The sequence below is a fragment of the Chryseobacterium indologenes genome (assembly GCA_016025055.1).
GTDB classification, from domain to species: domain Bacteria; phylum Bacteroidota; class Bacteroidia; order Flavobacteriales; family Weeksellaceae; genus Chryseobacterium; species Chryseobacterium indologenes.
Genome location: CP065590.1, coordinates 2,610,586 through 2,632,537, shown reverse-complemented (window position 1 = coordinate 2,632,537; position 21,952 = coordinate 2,610,586). Strand labels below are relative to the sequence as shown.

The following is a 21,952-nucleotide window of genomic DNA, read 5'->3' as shown; positions in this document are numbered from 1 at the left end:
TATTTTTACGTAAATATCAAATTATGAAGAAAATTCTAAGCATAACACTCTTATTTTTATTAAATTTTACTTTTGCCCAGGTAAAATGGATGACTATAGACGAAGCTTTAAAAGCACAAAAAGTAAGTCCGAAGAAAATCCTTATTGACTTCTATGCAGATTGGTGTGGCCCATGTAAAATAATGGATAAAAAAACGTACGGACATCCCATTATTGCTCAGATCTTAAATGAAAATTATTATCCTGTAAAATTTAATGCAGAAGAAAAAAAATCATTTGAAATCTTTGGAAGAACTTTTTCCAACCATGGTACTGAGCATAAAGGCAGAAATTCATTACATGAATTTACCCAATACATGAATGTAGGAGCTGTTCCAAGCACTGTTTTTTTGGATGAGCACGGAGATCCCATCACCATCCTTCAGGGAGAATTGTCGGCCAAAGAGCTGGAACCCTACCTTGAACTGATCTCAAAAGATGTATTTAAAAAAATCAAAACCCGGGAGCAATGGGAAGATTACCAGAAGAAATTTAAATCCAAAATAAAAGACTAACACTCGAACTTCCGATTACCTTATAAAAAATCAGACTTCCATTTTTTTGAAGTCTTTTTTATTTTCCCGAAATTCGGACCTTTGTTTTTCCATTCAAAAAATACAGGTCCGGAATCGCGGATCTTTAAAAAAAATGACTTTAGAAACCTCCATAGAATATGTAAAAGGAATAGGTCCGGAAAGAGCCAAACTCATAAAAAGTGTGTTGGGCCTATCCACCGTAGAAGATATGTTGAACTTCTACCCTATCCGGTATCTGGATAAAAGCAAAGTCTATAAAATCTCCCAGCTTCACGAGGAAACCAGTGTTGAAATACAGCTGAAAGGAAAAATCACCCAGGTACAGGAAATTCAAACCGGAAAAACCAAGAGACTTTCTGCAAAATTTAATGATGACACCGGTAGCATGGATCTGGTATGGTTCCAGTATTCAAAATGGCTGAAAGAACAGCTTCCCATCAACCGTGAGGTGTATATCTTTGGAAAAATCAATGTTTTTAACCGTCAGTTTTCTATGCCCCACCCGGAGATTGAAGCTGAAGAAAATAAAGAAAGTGATAATCGCCTGAAACCGATTTACCCGAGCTCCGAAAAATTAACCAAAAGAGGATTAAGCCAGAGGTTCTTCCAGAATGCATTAAGAAATATATGCAAAGAAATTCCTAATCTGATTGAAGAAAACTTTCCGGAATACATGGTGAAAACTTTTAAATTCATCTCAAGACAGCATGCCTTTCTGAATGTACATTTCCCAAAGGATATGGAACATTTTGAAAAAGCAGATTTCAGATTAAAGTTTGAAGAGTCCTTCTTTTTTCAGCTCGGATATGGCTTAAAAAAGCTCCATCATAAAACGCAGTCATTGGGTAATCCCTTTCCTATTATAGGAGATCATTTCAATGGTTTTTATGAAAATCATCTGCCCTTTGAACTCACCAATGCGCAAAAAAGAGTCTTAAAGGAAATTCGTATGGATATGAAAAAACCTATCCAGATGAACAGGCTCCTGCAAGGTGATGTGGGTTCCGGGAAAACAATGGTGGCTTTGCTGACAATGCTTATTGCCATGGATAATGGATTTCAAAGCTGCCTTATGGCGCCTACAGAAATCCTTGCGCAGCAGCACTATAATGGCATAAAGGAATTGCTTGAAAATACGGAAGTTAACATTCGCCTTTTAACCGGATCCACAAAGGCAGCAGAAAGAAGAATTATTCATGAAGAACTGGAAAATGGAAGCCTTTCTATTTTAGTGGGAACTCACGCTGTTTTGGAAGATAAGGTTAAGTTTAAAAACCTTGGGCTGGCCATCATTGACGAGCAACACAGGTTTGGTGTGGCACAACGCGCTAAGCTTTGGGCCAAAAACAAAATTCCACCTCATATCCTGGTGATGACGGCTACTCCTATTCCAAGAACTCTGGCAATGAGTTTCTATTCCGACCTTGATGTATCGGTTATTGATGAAATGCCTGTAGGAAGAAAACCCATTATCACTGCTCACAGACGGGAGAAAGACAGATCGTATGTATATAATTTCTGTAAAGATGAAATTAAAAAAGGCAGACAGATTTATTTTGTATATCCACTTATTGAGGAATCCGAGACGTTAGATTACAAGAATCTCATGGAAGGTCTTGAGCATGTCATGGATTATTTTTCAGACTATAATGTAACGATGCTGCACGGGAAAATGAAACCCGATGAAAAAGATGCTGCTATGGCGTATTTTGCTTCAGGGAAAGCTGAAATCATGGTTGCAACAACGGTTATTGAAGTAGGTGTCAATGTACCTAATGCTTCCGTAATGGTTATAGAAAGTTCGGAAAGATTTGGTCTTTCTCAGCTTCATCAGCTCAGGGGCCGTGTAGGAAGAGGTGCAGAGCAGAGCTACTGCATTCTGATGACCTCGGATAAGCTGAGCAAAGAAAGCAGAACCCGTATCCGTACCATGACAGAGACCAATGACGGATTCAAAATCTCTGAAGTTGACATGCAGCTTCGCGGGCCCGGAGATATTCTGGGAACACAACAAAGTGGTGTGGTAGATTTCAAAAGACTGGACCTGGTAAAAGATTCTGCCATTATTAAGACCACGAAAAATACGGTTGAGAAAATACTGGAAGCAGATCCGTTACTGGTAAGGCCAGACAATCTTGTCATGAAAAATTATTATCTCAGAAATTATAAAGGGAAGAATAAGTGGAGTAAGATTTCATAAAAAAACCGCAGAAAAAAATTTCCTGCGGTCCCCTTATAAAACTGTTATTTAGAAGAAATTACTTTTGGTCTTCAAAAAAATTTATTTTAATAGTTTAGGCTTAATATTTTGTGATGTGGTGTGAAAATATGTATCTACTATTTGAATAGGCTCAAAACCATCAACTATTAAAATAAATTATAAAAAACAAAATGAATTATTTTTCCAACTTGCTTATTATAAAAACTAACTGTGTCGAGGTTGAAGATGAGGGAATGAAACGAATAAAAAATATCTCCAACACTCTTAAGTTTTCATGATTGTACCGTTTTGTTTAAAGATCTTCTATGCTTTAAAATTGGAAATGAGTATAATTCATTTTGTTAGCTAACATCGTGATTTATATATTTTTTTGTTTTTAGAAACAATTTCCTTTTCATTCATCCGTATTTTCGTATATGGTTAAATTTGTGTAATTATTTTATGATTACAAATGTCAGAATATTAATTGATATTTTTTTTATATGATTTCAACTATTAGTTATAAAATTTTCACTTTTGTGTGAATAGTATGCATGAAATATAAGTCGATTTTTAACAAAAACCAGAGCTTTTAAATCTTGTATCCATCATATTTTCAGGATAAAATGATCTTTATTCAATCCTGAAGTGTGGTACTGCCAATTGATACTGATAATATCTGAAAGAACTTTCTTTAAACTCTTGAAATCTTCCGGTTTTCTCATGTAAATATTGGTGCCCGCCACAAAAATATCTTCAATCTCATGTTCTGAAATCTGGTCGGAAAATATAACAGTCACCATATTATTGAACTTTGAATGTGATTTAAATTCTGCAATACATTCTATACTATCTATCTCAGGAATTGCATACTGAATAAAAACAATTTCAGGAACCACTGCATCTTCATGATTCAGATACTTCATCATATTTTTTCCGTTGTTGAAGCTTTGAATTTTTATAGATATCTTCTGTTCTTTGAATATATTTTTAAAAAAGGTTAAAGTATTTTCATCGCTATCTGCTACTATTACGTTCAGAAATTCTTTATTCATACTGCATTTTAGGATTTATTACCGTAGTCTGGGCCCTTCTTCTTTTTCCTATGATCTTTTGAAACTGGGAGGGAGTAATCCCTGTGGTATTTTTAAATTGTGTACTCAGGTGAGCGACACTGGAATAGTTCAGCTTATGAGCAATCTCAGTGAGACTCTGCTTATTTCTTATAATGAGAGCTTTCGCATGCTCAATTTTTTGCAGAATAATAAAATTCTCAATAGATGTGTAAGCGACCTCTGAAAACAGATTGGAAAGGTATCCATAGCTGTGATTCAGTTTTTCGGAAATATAAATAGACGCTTTTACAGGAATAATCTCATCTGAAAAAACAAGTTCTACAATAGCATCTTTTATTTTCTGCACCAAAGCCGTTTTTTGGCTTTCAATGATCTCGATCCCATAATCTCCAAGATTTTTCTTAAAAAGATTATGCTGCTCCTGAGTAATGGGTTCGTAAAACTCTACCTCACCGAAGTTCAGTAGCCGGTACTTTAGCCCATGCTCTCTAAGTTTTTCCTCCAATACCTTTTTACAAAGAGCATTGAAGTCAAATTTTACGTACATTTTCATCCTAGTAATAAGTAAGCCAATTTTTTAGTAAATATAATAATTTATTTCAATTGAATGTGAAATAGGATTATATTTTTTAACATATTTTATAGAAAAAAAAACTCCTGTATTCTTGAATACAGGAATTTAAACACTAAGGATGAAAAAAATATACTGATAAAAAGCTCAAAAAGCTCAAAACCAAGCATATGAATGTATTGTATTATAAGTGATTTGGTTCTGAAGCAAAGATGACTTAAAAAAAGAAATCACCCGTTATAGAATTACAGGTGAAAGTTACAAAATTTTAAGTCAATTAATCGTGAATTAGAAATTCCATCAGAAAATCATCCATTACAAAACCGTTTCCAATATCGAAAACACCCTCGTCATAGACCCTGTATCCCTGCGATTCATAGAACTTCCTGGCTACATTATGCTTATTAACATTTAAAATAATTCTGCTGTTTCCGTTTTCAGACACCTGCCCATTTATAAACTGAAGAGCTTCTTTTCCAAAACCTTTTCCCTTACTTTCCGGAGTCAGGTAAATACGGTGCAATTTGGTCGTTTTATCTTCGTAATGATGCTGGTAGCCGATAAAGCCTTCATATGATCCGTTGTTTTCATCAAAAATCAGATAATAATGATAATCAGGATTTTGAAAATGGCTTGCTATTTCCGTTTCAGAATACATTTCGGATAGCATGTATTCCATTTGTTCTGCAGAAAGTATATCCGCATAGGCATTTTCCCAGGAGCGTCGTGCCAGGTCCTGAATTAAAGGAATATTTTCCAGTGTTGCTTGTATTAATTTCATAAGTTGGTATTATTATGATTAAAAAAGTGAAAAGCCGGAGCTTCTCACTTTATGATATTTTGTTTAGTCTTTCTAATTTAAGAATACTGATAAACATTAAAATTACAGTAAAAATTTACCAGAAACAAATCATTGACTAAATATTTGCCATTTCTGCTTTAATTTTCGCGTATAGCCCTTCCGAAGCAGGAACCAACGGAAGTCTAAGATAATTTTTAATAATACCTTTTTCAGCCAATACGACTTTAATACCGCAAGGGTTTCCTTCTGCAAAAATTAAACGGGTAATTTCTACCAGTTTATTATGAATTTCGTAAGCTTCTTTCACCTTTCCCTCAAAAGCCAGCTGCACCATCGTAGAAAACTCCTTCGGATATCCTTGTCCGATCACGGAAATCACACCATCACCTCCTGCTAACGTCACAGGAAGAGTATATTCATCATCTCCTGATACAAGAGAGAATCCTTCAGGCTTCTTTCTCAAGATATCAAAATACTGCAGAATATTGGGTGAAGCTTCCTTGATCATGAATAAATTCGGGAATTCTTTTGCAAGACGTATCGTTGTATCTGCTTCAACATTCTGCCCTGTTCTTGACGGAACATTATAGATAATAATATTCTTCCCTGTGGATGCTAAAGCTTTATAATGCTGATAAAGACCTTCCTGATTAGGTTTATTGTAGTAAGGTGATACAGAAAGCACTGCTTCAAATGCAGAAAGATCCGCTTCTTCGATCTGTTTCTTGACTTCAAGGGTATTGTTTCCGCCAATTCCCAATACAAGAGGAAGACGTTTATTATTCACCTTAATGATATGCTCAATTACCTGTTTCTTTTCATCATCAGAAAGCGTTGCGGCTTCTGCCGTAGTTCCCAATACTACCAAATAATTGGTACCGTTGTCGATATTATATTCAACAAGCTTTGTTAAACTATCGAAATCAACGGATAAATCTTCATTAAAGGGTGTCACCAATGCAACACCTACTCCTTTTAAAATGCTCATCTGTTCGAATTATTTTTGCCAAATTTAATCATTTACGTCAAGAATTTGTTATAAATAATAATGTTTTATTATACATATAGTTATATTTGCATATACTAAAAGATATTATGAAAAATAAATTCTTGTTACTAGGAATTGCTCTGGCATCTCTTACAGCATGCAAAACGGCCTCTACGCCGCAACTTGCGAATGTAAAGACCCAGAAAAATATTTCTATTAATAATGAACTAAAGAATGATGAGGAATTTGTAAAGTTTATCGAACCCTACAAGCAAAAACTGGACAGAGAGATGAATCAAAAAATCTCCCATACCAATGTTGATCTTACAAAACAGGGTGATAACAGCAATCTGGGTAATCTTTTAGCAGACTATACCCTTGAAGGAGGCGATCAGTGGGCAAAAACTCATCTCAAGCAAAATGTAGATGCAGCGTTGATCAATATCGGAGGTATTCGTACCACGATTGGAAAAGGTGACATTATGCTGAAAAATGTTTTTGAGGTAATGCCTTTTGAAAATGAACTGATCATTGTCAAGATGAACGGAGCAGATTTACCGGGACTTTTTGAATATTATGCAAAAACACAGGTAAACAACCCTGTTTCTCACCTTTATATTGAAACAAAAAACGGACAATTATCCCAATCTTTAATTAACGGAAAAGTAGTTGACCCCAACAAAGACTACTATATTGCCACTTCAGACTATCTTGCTCTGGGTGGTGATAATATGAAGTTTTTCTCAAAAGGAGAAGCAATCCCAACGGGAGTTAAACTCAGAGATTTATATATTGAATGTTTCAAAAAAATCCTGAAATTGTTCCTGCTACAGACGTTCGTTTAAATTTTATTGGTAAAAAGTAATGGATAGAAAAAGTTTTTTAAAAGCAATAGGTGGTGGATCTTTGGCAATAGCTCTGGCTCCGAATATGATGATGGCGGAAGAATTCAAAGTTCTTGACTTAAAATCTGCCCATAAACTGACGATCCTTCATACCAACGATCAGCATAGCAGGATAGAACCTTTTGATGCCAGCTATATTAAAAATCCCAACCAGGGAGGTTTTGCCAGAAGGGCAAGCCTAATTCAGCAAATCAGAAATCAGGAGAGCAATGTATTGCTCCTTGATTCAGGAGATATTTTCCAGGGCACCCCTTACTTCAACTTTTTTGGAGGAGAACTGGAATTCAAATTAATGTCGATGATGAAGTATGATGCATCTACGATGGGAAATCACGATTTTGATAACGGATTGGAGGGATTTCTGAAAGTTCTTCCCAATGCAAAATTTCCTTTTATCTGTTCCAATTATGATTTTAAGAATACCATTCTGGACGGGAAAACTTCTCCTTACAAGATTTTTAATAAAAACGGTATCAAAGTAGGAATTTTCGGACTGGGAATTCAGCTGGATGGTCTCGTAGGCAAGAAGCAATATGGAGAAACAGTATATTCAAACCCTATTGATGTAGCCCAGCACTATTCCAACTTCCTGAAAAACGAAGAAAAATGTGATCTTGTGATCTGCCTTTCACATATCGGTTATGATTACAAGGAAGAACCTGATAAGATCAGTGATAAAATTTTGGCTGCCAATACAGAGAATATTGATATCATCTTAGGCGGTCACACCCATACCTTTCTACCGGAACCTCAAACTTTCACCAACAGACAGGGGAAAAATGTTCTTGTCAATCAAGTGGGATGGGCAGGCCTTCTTTTAGGCAGGATAGATTTTTATTTTGATACAAACAAAAATGTAAAACATATCTCCTGGAACAACCAGGCAATAGACAGCAGTATAATCGCATAATATGAAAAAACTTTATATAATTTCTCTTGGTATTTTAGCCGCTCTGCAACTTACAAAAGCGCAGGTGATTTCCTCAAAAAAGTGGGCAGATCTTTTTTCCTACAACAATGTCATTGCTATGAAAGAAGACAATGGAAAAATAATTGCCGCAACAGAAAGTGGAATATTCTATTATACTATATCTACAGGAGAAATTACGAAGTTATCTAAAGCGAACGGCCTTCACAATATCGGAATCACTGCTTTTGATTATAATCCGCAGACCAAAACAGCTCTTATAGGCTATGATAATGGTTCCATGGACGTTATTACACCACAGGAAATCAAATATATCGTTGATATTCCTATTGCTACCGGTTACAACGGAAGTAAAAAAATCAATCATATTTCGATTACCGGAGATCAGGCTGTAATTTCTGTCGGTTATGGTCTTTCATTATTTAATTTGAAAAAGAAAGAATTCGGAGATTCTGCTTTTTTCATTCAATCCGGTGTTTATCAGGCCAGCAATGAAGCAGTAATATTTGGAAATAAAGTGTATACAGTTACAAATTCAGGATTAAAAAGCCATGAAATGAATACGACCTTCCCCGTATACACCACATGGACTACAGAAATTCCGGGTGCATTCAAGCATATAGATTCTGAATCTGATATTGTTTTTTCAAATGCTACTACTGCATATCTTTATAATAATGGTACTCCTACTCAACTTCCAACAAGTTTTAGCGATATCAAGGATGTGGTCATCACTCCCAACAATATTGTAGTTACCGACAACAGGATTTACACATACGGCACCAATGGCGTTTCTTTAAATGCCGTCAGTCTCGGTGAGGAATGTAATACGGCACTGATGGCGGGTGGAAAAGTATTCGGAGGAACTGTACTTTCCGGAATAAAAGATGAGGGAAATACTACCTACAAACCATCAGGACCATTTTATAATTATGCATACAAAATAAACCTGTATGACAACAACCAGATTCTTGTCTCTACAGGAGCAAGAGCAGAAACATATAACTATCCTGTTGTTATTCCTAAAAAACCAGGATTTTATTATTTCAATGGTACAGAATGGATCTACTCATCGTTTTTCATCAATAATACAAGGAGCATTAACGTATTGGATGCCATACTCAACCCTCTCAACAATAATGAAGTGTTTTTCACCAATTATGCTATGCAGGATCAGGGGGTTTACAGAATGAAATACAACGCTACCAATAAAGATTTTGAGTTGGTAAAATATTATGACTTGGGAGCTCAACCTTATTTAAGACGCGGAACAGGTCTTGCAACTGATCCACAAAATAATATTTTCGCCTCTATCGGATTTGATAACGATGGAAATCCGGCGATAGGAATATATGACAAGGCTACGGATGATTTCGTTTTAAAAAAGATTGTTTTCACAAGTACAGGTGTACAAAAACCCATATTCTACGAGAATATGCTATGGATTCCTCTACCCAGGACGAATAACTTTTGGGTATACGACTATAAAAACGCAGCTAATCTTTCCGATGATTCGGACTATATTCTTAGTGAGCCCAACGGTCTCCCGAGCAGTTCTGCCGGATCACTATCTGTTGCTTTTGACAAATCCGGGGATGCATGGATCGGTACCGACAGCGGCTTAAGGGTAATGTCTAATGCAGCATCAGAAATCAGATCTTCTAAACCCAAAATGGAAGCTGTGGTCATCGAGCAAAATGGTATTCCTGAAGAATTATTCAAAGACTCTCATATCCTCCAGATTGAAGTAGACGGTGGTGATTACAAATGGGTATCTGTCGACGGAGGCGGTGTTTATTATCTATCTTCTGACGGCCAGAAAACCATTAAGCATTTCACTAAAGAAAACTCCCCACTTCCAACCAACAGTGTGACAGACATTAAAGTAGATAAAAAAACAGGAAAAGTATATTTTGCAACCTATAGCGGAATTGTGACCTATCAGGGAGATGTATCTGATGTGACGTCTAATTTTGGCGACGTAATGGTATATCCTAACCCCGTTGTATATTCTAATTTCAAAGGAAAAGTTACTATTAAGGGTCTTGCTGAAAAGACCAATATACGGATTGTAGATGCTGCAGGAAATGTAGTGCATTCAGCTGTAGCAAGAGGAGGCTATTACGAATGGGATCTTAATAATCAGAAAGGAAACAGAGTGGCCTCTGGAATTTACTTTGTTCTGATGACTAATGAAGATGGATCTGATAAAGCTACAGCTAAAATAGGAGTGGTCAATTAATGAATTCGCAAAACGGTTTTTTACTTTCATTTATTAAATATGGGGAAAATGATGCTGTACTGCATTGTTTTACTGAGGAAGAGGGTTTTCAGAGCTATTTTTTAAAAGGAATTTATTCCAAAAAAAATAAAAAGAAAGCCCTGCTGCAACCGCTGAATGAACTCTGTTTTTCTGTATCCGTAGCAAGAGGCAACGGTATATCGTCCGTATCAAAATTTGAACTGGTAAAAAATAATGACATGTATACCGACATAAAAACCAATACAGTCATTTTTTTCATTTCAGATTTTTGAATCAGATTCTTAAATATGAAAATAAAAACCTCAGTATTTATTCCGGAATTGACAGGTTTATCAGCGAATTGACAAACAAGAATTACCAGGCTCATTTACTTTTTCTGGTCGCTGTTTTAAAAATCCAGGGAGTTGCGCCTTTATTGGCTGACGGACATTTTTTAGATCCTGAAACCGGAACTTTTTCACCTTATCCGTCTCATCAGTTATTCAGCGAAGAAGTTTCAATGCTATGGAAACAAGCACTCAGCAGCGATAACTTATATGCCACAAAAATTCATAGTCGGTTAAGAAAAGACTTTTTGGATAGCCTTCTGGTGTATTACCATTACCATATCACTGATTTTAAAACACCAGCCTCACTGGAAATTATACAGCAGATTTTTGATTAAAACATGATAAAACAGTGAATGTTGGAAGCGATGGATCACTTCTTTTCACCGGTATCTTCCGGCATTTCAGTCTCTGATTCTGCAATTTCTTTTTGGGAAAATCTAGGCTGCAGAATTTTTGCAATAAGCCCCGTCCAGCCCGTCTGATGCGACGCTCCTACCCCACGTCCGTTGTCCCCGTGAAAATATTCATAAAACAATAGATAATCTTTAAAGTCCGGGTCTGTCTGAAATCTTTCATACTGACCATGAACAGGCCGCTTGCCCTCTGCATCCTGTAAGAAAATTTTAGAAAGCCTTTTGTTTAATGAGTTGGCAATCTGATCTAAATTGGAATAGTTTCCACTTCCGGTGGGATATTCCACCAAAAAATCAGGACTATAATAAAAGAAAAAACGTTGCAGGCTTTCAATGATTAAAAAATTAATAGGAAACCAGATAGGACCGCGCCAATTGCTGTTGCCTCCGAAAAGACCGCTATCACTTTCTGCAGGAGTATATTTTACCGTATAATTTGTTTCATTAAGATTTAAAGTATACGGATTTTTCTCATATTCTTTAGAAAGAGCTCTGACACCATAATCGCTTAAAAATTCATCGGGATTCAGCATTCTGCTTAACAACCTTTTCAAACGATGTCCCCGCAACAGAGACAAAAGGTGTTTGGAATCCTGTCCTTTCACTTCCCATCTTGAAACAAGGGACGCCAGTTCCGGCTTATTCTCGAGCACCCATTTCATTCTTTTCTTAAAATTGGGGAGATTCTCGATCATCTCATCATCGATCACCTCAACGGCAAACATCGGAATAAGGCCTACGATTGTTCGCATCCTTAAGTACATATGAGTACCGTCACTGGAGGTAATAGCATCATAAAAGAACTCATCTTCATCATCCCAGAGGCTGAATTTTTCATCCCCCATATTATCCAGTGAATGGGCAATAGAAAGAAAATGCTCAAAGAACTTCATCGCCATTTCTTCATATACATTGTTGTACAAAGCCAGTTCCAAAGCTATCCTCATCATATTCAGCGCAAACATGGCCATCCAGCTTGTTCCGTCGGACTGTTCCAGTTGCTCACCATTGGGAAGCGTAGCGTTTCTGTCAAAGACACCGATATTATCAAGCCCCAGGAATCCGCCTTCGAAGATATTATTGCCGTTGACATCTTTTTTATTGACCCACCAGGTAAAATTCATCAGCAGCTTCTGAAAAGCACTTTCTAAAAACTCCAGATCCGGCTTATCTCTTAAATATTCATCAATTTTGAATACCCTGAAAACGGCCCAGGCATGCACCGGAGGATTAACATCGCTTAAATCCCATTCGTAAGCAGGGAGCTGGCCGTTAGGATGCATATACCATTCAAACAGAAACAGTTTCAACTGATGCTTGGCAAAATCCGGGTCTATCAATGAGAAACTGATGGTATGAAATGCCAGATCCCATGTGGCATACCAGGGATATTCCCACTTATCAGGCATCGAAATAATATGTTCGTTATTCAGGTGCTTCCAGTCATAATTCCTTATTTTTTCACGGGATTTTGGGGGTGGCATTTGAGAAGGATCTCCTTTCAGCCACTTTTCAACATTATAATGATAAAACATTTTATTCCACAGCATACCGGCAAATGCCTGCCGCTGTACAAGCTTCTCATCATCTGATTTTATCCCTTTCTGAATCTCCGCATAAAATTCGTCGGCCTCTCTGGTTCTTTCATCAAAAACAGTAGTAAAATCACTGAAAGGATCTCTTATATCTTTATCGGTAATCCTGAATTCAAATGTCTTTGACTCATTACCATTAAAATCTTCATCAATAAAGAATGCGGCTTTGGTCCCGGTGTTTTCCGGATTAACGGTTGCAGAGTTTCCTGTAAGAATAAATTGATTGATACCGTCTTTACAATATTCATTTACATTAGCAGACTGATACAATCTGTGGTTATTCGTTTCATTGTTACAGAACAGCGTTTTTAAAGATTGTTTTGCATACAGATTTTTTATTTCGAGATCTTTACAATTTACTTTAATACGTCGCGCCTCTCCTCCGGAAAGCTGTGGCTGATAATCATCGTAGCCCCAGTTCCATGTATTTCTGAACCAAATAGTAGGTAACAGAACCAGAGAAGCTTCATTTTCAGATTTATTAACAACCGTTATCCTCACTAAAATGTCATTCTGACTTTCTTTGGCATATTCAATAAAAATATCAAAATATTCATTGTGATCAAAAATGCCTGTGTCAATAAGTTCGTATTCCGGTTCCTCTTTGCTCCTTCTGCCGTTGGTTGTTATCAGATCTTCGTAAGGAAAAGAGTTTTGAGGGTATTTATACAACATCTTCATGTAAGAGTGCGTGGGAGTGGAATCCAGATAATAAAAATATTCTTTCACATCTTCTCCATGATTTCCTTGTCCGTTGGTAAGGCCAAAGAATCGCTCTTTCACCATTTTATCTTTTTTATTCCAGAATCCTACCGAAAATACTAGCTTTTGAAGGTCATCACAGATTCCGCATATTCCTTCCTCACCCCATCGGTATGTTTTGGCTTCAGCCGTATCATGATTGGTGTAATTCCAGGCATCTCCGTTTTCACTATAATCTTCACGTACAAGGCCCCATTCACGGTTACTTACGTAAGGGCCCCACTTCTTCCATGAAACATCTGAAATTCTTTCTTTTTCTGACATAAACGATAATTATGAGTAATGAGTAATAGGTAATGAGTGCTGTATTGAACAAAACCTCCGGACTGACAAAGTTTTCAAATGGTAAGATTTAAATTTTAAACGACAAACACGATACTGTGAATATCAGGACTATCCTCCGGTTGAAAAGCTTTCAAAAGTGGTCATTCCTCCATCCACAAAAATGCTGGTACCTGTAATATAATCCGCAAGATCACTGGCTAAGAATGCTGCAAGGTTACCGATATCCTGTGGTTGTCCGATCCTGTTATAAGGAATAAGGTTGAGAAGTGAATTCAGTGCCTGAGGTGTGCTCCACGCATCTTTATTAATCGGGGTTTGAATGGCACCCGGACAAATAGAATTAACCCGGATTTTGTCTGCACCATATTCCTGAGCCAGAGTCTGCATAAGCATCCTGATCGCTCCTTTGCTGGCAGCATAATTCGCATGCCCAGCCCATGGTATAATCTCATGAACAGAACTGATATGAATAATTTTTCCGCAGGCTACAGACCTTGAAGGATCAATTCCCCGGCGTAAAAATTCTTTGATCGCTTCTCTGGCACATAAAAACTGACCTGTAAGATTGATCCCAATGACAGTATTCCATTGGTCTAAAGTCATTTCTGTGAACTTTGCATCTTTCTGCACTCCGGCGTTGTTGATCAAAATATCTACTGTCCCGAATTGTAAAACGATGTCCTGAAACATTTTAACAACCTGATCTTCCTTAGAAACATCACATTGATAGGTTGTTCCACTTCCGCCGGCATCAGTGATTTCTTTCAATACAGCTTTTGCTTCTTCTACAGATCTTTCAGAAGAATGGTTGACAATGACTATTGCTCCTGCTGCGGCTAATGATTTTGCAATTCCGGAACCTATTCCGCTGGAGGCTCCTGTAACTACAGCAACCTGGTTATGAAGTGATACTTCCATATTTTGAATTTGATGTTACTCAAAGTTAGGGAAAGAAATCAGCAGTAAAGAAATTATGGTTTTAAAATTTTATTAAAGTTTTTTATACATCAGATATTGCGGTCCGCTCCGCCCTATTCTGGTCTTGCCCTCATCAACGTATCCGACACTGAGATAGATATGGTATGCCGCTTCATTTTTCTGGTTGACTGCCAGTACAATTTCGTTGCAGTTTCTGAAATTATCTCTTACAAAGCCGTCAACTTTCAGCATGGCAGCTTTTCCAATTCCTTTGCCCTGCATTTCAGGGTTTACAGATAATGATCGTACCAAAACAGAACTTTCATTATCTGTCAGTTCAAATTTATCTTCACCAAAATCAAGCACAAAAAATCCTACAGGTTTTTCATCTTCGGTGATGGTCACAGCAAATCCCTTATGATCTTCCCTTAGTTCGAGATTGTGCAATGCCTGTTCAACGTTTGCCGTAAAGCGAGACTGGTTTTCATCCAGAGCATAGTTGAGTTCAGAAAGATCTCCTTTAGTAAAAAATCGTAGCTGTATCATGATTAGTGATGGTAAATATCCTGATACATAACACCGGCCCTTATTTCTACGGGAAGTTTATTCTCATCAGGAACGATCGGACAGTTGTAGTCATAAGCGTTGTAAGCACAAAACGGCTGATAGGACTGGTTAAAATCCAACAAAATTGTATTTCCTTTCGGAATCTTCAGGTCCATATATTTTCCTCCACCATATGTTTCTTTTTCATTGGTAGCATCCCTGAAAGGCAGGAAAAGATCATTTTTATATTTTTCTTGCCTGATCAGATCCAGGCTTTGGTATAAAGTAACCGTGTATGATTTACCATCCAGCTTAAAGGTAGCTTTTCCATATTCCCGGTACGATTTTGTTTTTCCTGAAGAAGTTGGCAGGTCAAAAGGTTTCGGATCTTTTGTTTTCACAAATTTTGCGGTGATTCTGTATTTTAAATCAAAAGGAAAGAATGGATGTTCTTTAAAGTTTTTAAAATTATCCCCGCGTAATGGTGTTGTTTTAGGATTCAGGTATTCTTCGTTGAGATCATCCTGAAATTTCTTCACATCCATGACTTCCTGAGAAACGATCCGTTGTGAAAAAAAACATAATGGAACGAGTAAAAAAATCAATATATATTTTTTCATGAATCTAAAATTATAAAGTAAAACTATGAATTTTTCACGGGACAGCAGCGTTAAATTTGTAATAAAAAATGATAATCTGTTGTAAATAAAATATTCTTCAACATCATTAGCATACTTTTTGAAAAACAAGATTCATGGACAGAAAAGGATTTATTAAGACGAGTGTACTAGCCTTATCAGGTTTTTATTTTCTTTATTCCGATGTATTGAAAGCAGTACAACCTAGAATCGCTAAACAGGAAAAAACAATAGAAGCTCCTATCATTATTATCGGGAGCGGATATGGTGGTGCTGTTTCTGCCCTTCGTTTGTGCGAAGCCGGAAAAAAAGTCATTCTTCTTGAGATGGGTCTTCACTGGGAAAAGTCCGGAATTCCTTATTCCAATTTACTGAAACCGGGCAAAAGCTCGGCTTGGTTAAAGAAAAAAACAATTGCTCCTTTTATGAATATTTTTTCTTTAACTCCTTTCACCGGAACCTTGGACCGGCTGGAATTTGAAAACATTAACATCTGGGTAGGACGGGGTGTTGGCGGAGGCTCACTGGTAAACGGTGGAATGGCTGTTACTCCTAAAGAAAGTTACTTCAAAGAAATTTTCCCTGATCTTGATTCCGGAAAGTTTTACAGTCATTATTTTCCGTTAGTACGGGAAGAACTTAAAGTCAATGTCATTGATGAGCAGTTTGTAAAGGATTGTCCTTATTACAAATTCACAAGAGTAGGTGAAGCGGAAGCACATAAAGCAGGTTTTAGGACGATAAGAGTGCCTAATGTATATGATTTTAAGTACATGGAAAAAGAATTCCGGAATGAAGTTCCCCGCTCGGCTCTCAATACAGAAGTCATCTATGGAAACAACTACGGCAAAAACAGTTTAGACAAAACATACTTAAAAAAGGCACTGGCAACCGGTAATCTTGAGATCCTTGATCTTCATCGTGTAGAACATATTCAACTCAATGATGATAAAAGCTACTCCGTCAGCACGGAGCAGATTGGCACTTCCGGAAATATACTTGCCAGTAAAACATTCAATTGTAAAAAATTAATTCTTTCTGCCGGAACAATGGGAACTTTACAGCTTCTCCTGAAATCAAATGCTATTCATACCTTTCCTATCAATGAAAAAGTAGGAAAAAGCTGGGGGAATAACGGCAATTTCATGACCGGAAGAAATTGGGTACATCCTTTATCAGGAGGAACCGGCTCAAAGCAATCAACGATTCCTGTTGGAGGAATTGATAACTGGGATGATTCTGAACATCCGTTTTTCACTGAAATAGCTCCTCTCCCAATGGGTATGGATGTTGCAACCGCTTTATATTTACTGATCAACAGGGTTGACAAAAAAGGTGAAGTGACATTTGATAAGGCAAAGCAGGCTTTACAACTTGACTGGAACCAAAATCATACTGTGAAAATGCGGGAAAATGCTAAATATTTTGTCAGAAAAATGAATAAAGCCAATGGAGGCACCCGAAGTCATTTTTTGTTCAATAATGGTTTCGGAGCTGATATTTGTTACCATCCACTCGGTGGTTGTGTACTCGGGGAAGCCACTGATCAATATGGTAAATTAAAGGGTCACGAAAATCTTTATGTTCTGGATGGATCACTTATTCCCGGAACGATCGGTGTAAATCCTTTTGTAACTATTACTGCCATCGCCGAATATTGTATTGAAAATCTGATTCAGCACAATGAGTTTGCTTAAAACGATATTTCCCGTACTTCAGCCAGATAATTCCGGATATCATTTTCGAGTGTAACCGGGTAGGTGAAATTGAGTTGATAAGCCAAAGCAGTTCCCAGTTCATGAACCAGGTCAGCAAAAGCGAATAAAGCAGCCCAGTTTTCTTCAATGTTACTGCCTGAGAAGGTTAGTTCAACCTTATTCCACAATTCCTGTGAAAGATATTTTTTAAAGAGTCTGCCATGTTTATTGGTGGTAATGTTATTCCAGTCATGGGAAGAGGCAATATACCATTCTATCAAGGGAACCAGGTAATCTGTCCTCAGGATATTTTCGGACATAAATTTGGCATAAAAAATATCTCCACGCTTAAGGCATTTGGCAACGTAAGTGGTGTCCCACCAAAAATCATTAAGCAGTTGTCTGAACTCTTTTTCTTCAGGCTGATGAATCATGATCGACCGGTAGCTTGGAGGTTTCATCTCTGTGGTCAATCCATCTTTATCAACCAGCACCCTGTAGCCCAAATCCCAGTCGTCGGGAAGTTTTTCAGCTTTAATTTCAGCAATAAAGTCTGAAAGCTGATACAATTTAAAATCAACCTTCACATGATCTTTATACAAAACCATTTTCATCGCATGTTTTCCCTCAAAAACTTCGTCACCTTCCTCAACCATTGAAATTGGCTGGCCGAATAGACTGATCCACTGATGATCATCTTCATAGGGTTTCCTGCTTTCAAAAACAAGTTCAACGTCCAGATCGCTGAAATCATCTACCGGTGCATAAGGATTCACTAAAGAACTCGTCAGCAGAACGACACGAACATCCCGGTTGTCGGTTGCCCATTGAATGATTTGTTCAAGCTTATCTTCTCTTATTTTCATGTTAATAGGATTCTGAGATTTTCACACGATACACATCTGTTGAATTCCTTTTAATTGATTCTACAAAAAATCCGCCTTCTTCAGGAATGACTTCTTTTAAATCAAAGCTTTTGCAATCTTTAGGAAGACCTGAAAATATTAAGGTAAACCAGAAATCCTTCATAAAGGGAACAGGCGTCCAATAAGGGGAAATAGAAATATTTTCAGCATGAATCAGCTTACTTCTATGTTCAGACTGGTTATCAAAAAGATAAGTGGAATGCCAGATTCTAATGAGATTGCCTAAAAATGGTGAGGCCGGAAAACAACAATGAACAATAACCTGCTTTTCCTCTTCTACTTTTGTCTGAAGAGATTCAAGAAGCTCTTTTGCAATGACCGGTTTTACAACTATTTCTTCCACTTTTATAAGTATGAATAACGGGCAATTGATACTATTTGTACCTATTGCCCATTATTGATGTTAGTATTCTAATTCTAATTTTTCTTTTGTATAATTTCTTAATTCCTCTGTAAGCTCAGGATGTTCTGCCAGCTTTTTCCCATAAGAAGGTACCATTTCAAGGAGTTTGCTGTTCCATTCCCCGTTAAGTTTCTCAGGGAAACACTTTTCAATAACGGTCAGCATGGCATGTACCGCAGTGGAAGCCCCGGGTGAAGCCCCTAACAGTGACGCTGATAGTACCCTTTTTGTTAACTACCACCTCTGTTCCAAATTCAAGTTTTCCTCCTAATTTATCATCTTTCTTAATGATCTGAACCCTCTGTCCTGCTACTTTCAATTCCCAGTCTTCTTCTTTGGCATCTTTGATAAACTCTCTCAAATGCTGTATTCTCTGAGATTTTGTCATCGCTACCTGCTGAATAAGGTATTTTGTTAAAGGAAGATTATGCCACCATGCCCCAAAAAGCGATCTTAAATTTTTAGTATTTACACTTTCTGGCAGATCCAGGTAGCTTCCTTCTTTTAAAAATTTTGTTGAAAACCCTGCAAAAGGACCAAACAGAAGAGCTTTTTTACCATCGATGATTCTAAGGTCAAGGTGAGGTACAGACATAGGCGGGGCATCTACCGTTGCTTGTGTATATACTTTAGCCTGATGCTTTTCTACCAATTCCTGATTGTGCGTTACCAACCATTGTCCGGAAACCGGGAAACCGCCATATCCTTCACTTTCTTTGATATCTGAACTATCCAGTAATGGAAGCGCATATCCTCCAGCCCCGATAAATACAAAGTCGGCTACTACTTCCTGCTTATGATTGTGGATTCTGTCTTTTACCTTCATCTCCCACTTTCCGTCTTCGCGAGGATCAATATCTTTCACTTCATGGTAAAGGAAAACTTCTACATTAGAATCTTCAAGCAAATGTCTTCCCATCTTTCGGGTCAATGTTCCAAAGTTCACATCCGTTCCCATATCCATCTTGGTGGCTGCCATCACTTCAGATTTATTTCTTTTGCTCATCACCAAAGGAATCCATTCTTTCAGTTTCTCATGATCTGTAGAAAATTCCATTCCGGAGAAAAGTACAGATTCAGACATTTTATCGTGGCGCCTTTTAAGGTAATCTGCATCTTTTTCACCAAATACCAGACTCATGTGCGGACAGGAATTGATAAAATCTTTGGGTTCCTGGATGTATCCTTTGCTTACCAGATACGCCCAGAATTGTTTTGAAATTTCAAATTGTTCGGCTATACTCTCCGCTTTCTTAATATCAATGGATCCGTCTTCTTTTTCAGGGGTATAATTTAGCTCACAAAAAGCCGAATGGCCAGTTCCTGCGTTGTTCCATGCTGCTGTACTTTCCTTGGCAAATCTTCCGAGTCTTTCGAAGATGGCAATTTCAAGATGGGGATCAAACTCATGAAGCAGCGTTGCTAAAGTGGCGCTCATAATTCCGCCGCCTATCAGTACAACGTCATATTTAGGTTTCGGTGTTCTGCTTGTAAGCGATTGTGACATAATTTTAAATTTTACTTCAAATTTCGGGAAAAGTTTTAAAAACAGAAACGCGTTTAACGATTTTAACACGTTATTTTTTGAAGTAAAACGACTTCTTACATACACAACAAAATGCAATGGAAAGTTTCAATATAGTTTCATTGAAATGATTCATAAAGACAATGACAAGAAGTCTTATTTGAAATAAAAAAATACCACATTTTCAAAGTATTTAATTCACTAATGAAGGGGTTGCATAAAGGGTAAAATTTTATAAAAACTTAAGTTTATTTAAGTTCACGATATAAAATACTTCAACCATAATACTTTACGCCAGTACTTTTTTTCAATAAAAGGTGATAAAACATTAATAAATATTGATTAAAAATCACATTTTATTGATAAATAATCACATTTATCGATAAAAATCTATTTAAAAAATACAAAAAGAATGTTTTTTATATGTATCTTTCAATAAATAAATACCATATTCCAGTGTATTTAAATTAAAATTATTTCGTAAAACATTACAAGGATGAAAATTGTTAACTTCGTGTGTACGTTTTTCGCAACAGTGGCATTTGCCCAAAGCGGAAGTGTAGGAATCAATACGTCCAAACCGGACCCCAGTGCAATTCTGCATATCGAAAATTTCAATGGAGTTCCAGCTACTGCCACTGCTACCATATCAGGAGGAGCAGTAACAGGGATTACCATTACCAATGGAGGAAGTGGATACACCACTGTCCCTACGGTCAACTTCTATGGAGGAGGATCCGTTGTAAACGGTGGCAACAAAGCACGTGCTACAGCTATACTTTCCAATGGTGTGATTACGGGTGTAACGATCAACAATGGAGGAAGCGGCTACAGTACAGCTCCTGCCGTTGTGATATCGGGAGGAAATAAAGGAATGTTATTTCCCAATCTGAATATTGCCAACCTAAGCAGCACTACCAGTCCTGTGGCATCTCCTGCCAATGGTCTTATTGCATATAATGGAGGTAGTAACAGCAACAATAAAACACTGCATACTTTCAACAGTACAACCAATCAATGGCAAAGTAACATTGATGCAGAAAATACACCTAAAGTTGCTTACCTCGATTTTACGGGATCACTATCTGCATTAGACAATGCAGTCGCGGGTGCAAACACTCAGCTTTTAGTAAATCCCCCTGCAATTTCCGGAGTATCCAACATCAATGGTTTCAAAGTTGTCCAGAACCCAAATTCGGGAGGCTATTCACTGGTTCTTCCGCAAGGAAATTACCTGGTGGAAGTAAACCTGAATCTCAATTCTCCTCAGGAGAATCCGGCCGGCCAGGGAGGAACTGCACCTTTGTCAGGCAGCACCTATTATCTGATGGGATATTTCATCGATTTTACGAATGATACGTACAACAATACGACCAATACATTCACCGGAGGTGCCAACACCAGAAAAGAAGTTCCTATAGTTTCAAAAGTGAATACAAACCATCTGGCAACCTGGTCTTATTATTACAGTGTTCCGAGTAATGCTGATGGTAATATCATCGGAGGATTGAGGTTGAGATTAGGAAGAATGCAAAACAGCACCTTTTATGACCTGGTCAATGTCATTGCTAACGGGTCTTATATTAAAATATCACAACTTTAAAAAA

General features: G+C 37.3%; 16 protein-coding genes and 3 pseudogenes. 8 read left to right on the top strand and 11 right to left on the bottom strand.

Annotated elements, in window-relative coordinates; genetic code table 11:
- Positions 1-23 precede the first annotated feature (23 nt).
- Both H3Z85_12070 and recG read left to right on the top strand, forming a co-directional pair.
- Positions 24-554, top strand: a complete 531-nt coding sequence (locus tag H3Z85_12070; GenBank protein QPQ50268.1) for a thioredoxin family protein — start codon at positions 24-26, stop codon at positions 552-554.
- Positions 555-687: 133 nt separating this feature from the next.
- Positions 688-2,775: an ATP-dependent DNA helicase RecG gene (gene recG / locus H3Z85_12065; protein ID QPQ50267.1), complete on the top strand. Its 2,088-nt coding sequence runs from the start codon at positions 688-690 to the stop codon at positions 2,773-2,775.
- Positions 2,776-3,383: 608 nt separating this feature from the next.
- On the opposite strand, the gene H3Z85_12060 is transcribed toward recG, so the two are convergent.
- The 4 genes from H3Z85_12060 to H3Z85_12045 form a co-directional block, all read right to left on the bottom strand.
- Positions 3,384-3,830 (bottom strand): response regulator, encoded by a 447-nt coding sequence (locus tag H3Z85_12060; GenBank protein QPQ50266.1) that lies wholly within the window; start codon positions 3,828-3,830, stop codon positions 3,384-3,386.
- Positions 3,823-4,404 carry a helix-turn-helix transcriptional regulator gene (locus H3Z85_12055; protein ID QPQ50265.1) on the bottom strand — a complete coding sequence of 194 codons (582 nt, stop codon included), beginning with the start codon at positions 4,402-4,404 and terminating at the stop codon, positions 3,823-3,825. The genes H3Z85_12060 and H3Z85_12055 overlap by 8 nt, the downstream gene beginning before the upstream one ends.
- Before the next feature lie 295 nt (positions 4,405-4,699).
- On the bottom strand, positions 4,700-5,203 hold the full coding sequence (locus H3Z85_12050; protein QPQ50264.1) for a GNAT family N-acetyltransferase: 504 nt from the start codon (positions 5,201-5,203) through the stop codon (positions 4,700-4,702).
- A 136-nt stretch (positions 5,204-5,339) separates the two neighbouring features.
- Positions 5,340-6,212, bottom strand: coding sequence for a 4-hydroxy-tetrahydrodipicolinate synthase (locus tag H3Z85_12045; protein QPQ50263.1), 873 nt, complete (start codon positions 6,210-6,212; stop codon positions 5,340-5,342).
- A gap of 107 nt (positions 6,213-6,319) precedes the next feature.
- Here H3Z85_12045 and H3Z85_12040 point away from each other — a divergent pair.
- From H3Z85_12040 to recO, 4 genes and pseudogenes are all read left to right on the top strand, one after another.
- Positions 6,320-7,077 (top strand): annotated as a pseudogene (locus H3Z85_12040) (5'-nucleotidase C-terminal domain-containing protein).
- The gene (locus H3Z85_12035; GenBank protein QPQ50262.1) at positions 7,077-8,027 is read left to right on the top strand and encodes a metallophosphatase; all 951 of its coding nucleotides are present in this window, start codon (positions 7,077-7,079) and stop codon (positions 8,025-8,027) included. The pseudogene H3Z85_12040 and the gene H3Z85_12035 overlap by 1 nt, the downstream one beginning before the upstream one ends.
- Before the next feature lies 1 nt (position 8,028).
- A complete protein-coding gene (locus tag H3Z85_12030) occupies positions 8,029-10,287 on the top strand; it encodes a T9SS type A sorting domain-containing protein (protein ID QPQ50261.1) in 2,259 nt (752 codons plus the stop codon).
- A pseudogene (gene recO, locus H3Z85_12025) lies at positions 10,287-10,972 on the top strand (DNA repair protein RecO). Before H3Z85_12030 ends, recO begins: the two are co-directional and overlap by 1 nt.
- A gap of 35 nt (positions 10,973-11,007) precedes the next feature.
- On the opposite strand, the gene H3Z85_12020 reads toward recO, so the two are convergent.
- The 4 genes from H3Z85_12020 to H3Z85_12005 form a co-directional block, all read right to left on the bottom strand.
- Complete coding sequence (locus H3Z85_12020) at positions 11,008-13,671, bottom strand: glucosidase (GenBank protein QPQ50260.1); 2,664 nt, start codon at positions 13,669-13,671, stop codon at positions 11,008-11,010.
- Between the two features lie 129 nt (positions 13,672-13,800).
- A complete protein-coding gene (locus tag H3Z85_12015) occupies positions 13,801-14,610 on the bottom strand; it encodes a glucose 1-dehydrogenase (protein QPQ50259.1) in 810 nt (269 codons plus the stop codon).
- Between the two features lie 72 nt (positions 14,611-14,682).
- Positions 14,683-15,156, bottom strand: coding sequence for a GNAT family N-acetyltransferase (locus H3Z85_12010; GenBank protein ID QPQ50258.1), 474 nt, complete (start codon positions 15,154-15,156; stop codon positions 14,683-14,685).
- A gap of 2 nt (positions 15,157-15,158) precedes the next feature.
- Positions 15,159-15,776, bottom strand: coding sequence for a DUF1684 domain-containing protein (locus H3Z85_12005; GenBank protein QPQ50257.1), 618 nt, complete (start codon positions 15,774-15,776; stop codon positions 15,159-15,161).
- A gap of 134 nt (positions 15,777-15,910) precedes the next feature.
- Between H3Z85_12005 and H3Z85_12000 the strand changes: the two genes are divergently transcribed.
- The gene (locus tag H3Z85_12000; GenBank protein ID QPQ50256.1) at positions 15,911-17,491 is read left to right on the top strand and encodes a GMC family oxidoreductase; all 1,581 of its coding nucleotides are present in this window, start codon (positions 15,911-15,913) and stop codon (positions 17,489-17,491) included.
- Here H3Z85_12000 and aadS read toward each other — a convergent pair.
- From aadS to mqo, 3 genes and pseudogenes are all read right to left on the bottom strand, one after another.
- Complete coding sequence (gene aadS, locus H3Z85_11995) at positions 17,488-18,357, bottom strand: AadS family aminoglycoside 6-adenylyltransferase (GenBank protein ID QPQ50255.1); 870 nt, start codon at positions 18,355-18,357, stop codon at positions 17,488-17,490. The genes H3Z85_12000 and aadS overlap by 4 nt on opposite strands.
- 1 nt (position 18,358) lies before the next feature.
- The gene (locus tag H3Z85_11990) at positions 18,359-18,760 is read right to left on the bottom strand and encodes a hypothetical protein (protein ID QPQ50254.1); all 402 of its coding nucleotides are present in this window, start codon (positions 18,758-18,760) and stop codon (positions 18,359-18,361) included.
- Between the two features lie 60 nt (positions 18,761-18,820).
- Positions 18,821-20,327: pseudogene (gene mqo, locus H3Z85_11985) on the bottom strand (malate dehydrogenase (quinone)).
- 514 nt (positions 20,328-20,841) lie between these two features.
- Between mqo and H3Z85_11980 the strand changes: the two are divergent.
- A complete protein-coding gene (locus tag H3Z85_11980) occupies positions 20,842-21,948 on the top strand; it encodes a hypothetical protein (GenBank protein QPQ50253.1) in 1,107 nt (368 codons plus the stop codon).
- The last annotated feature ends 4 nt before the right edge of the window (positions 21,949-21,952 follow it).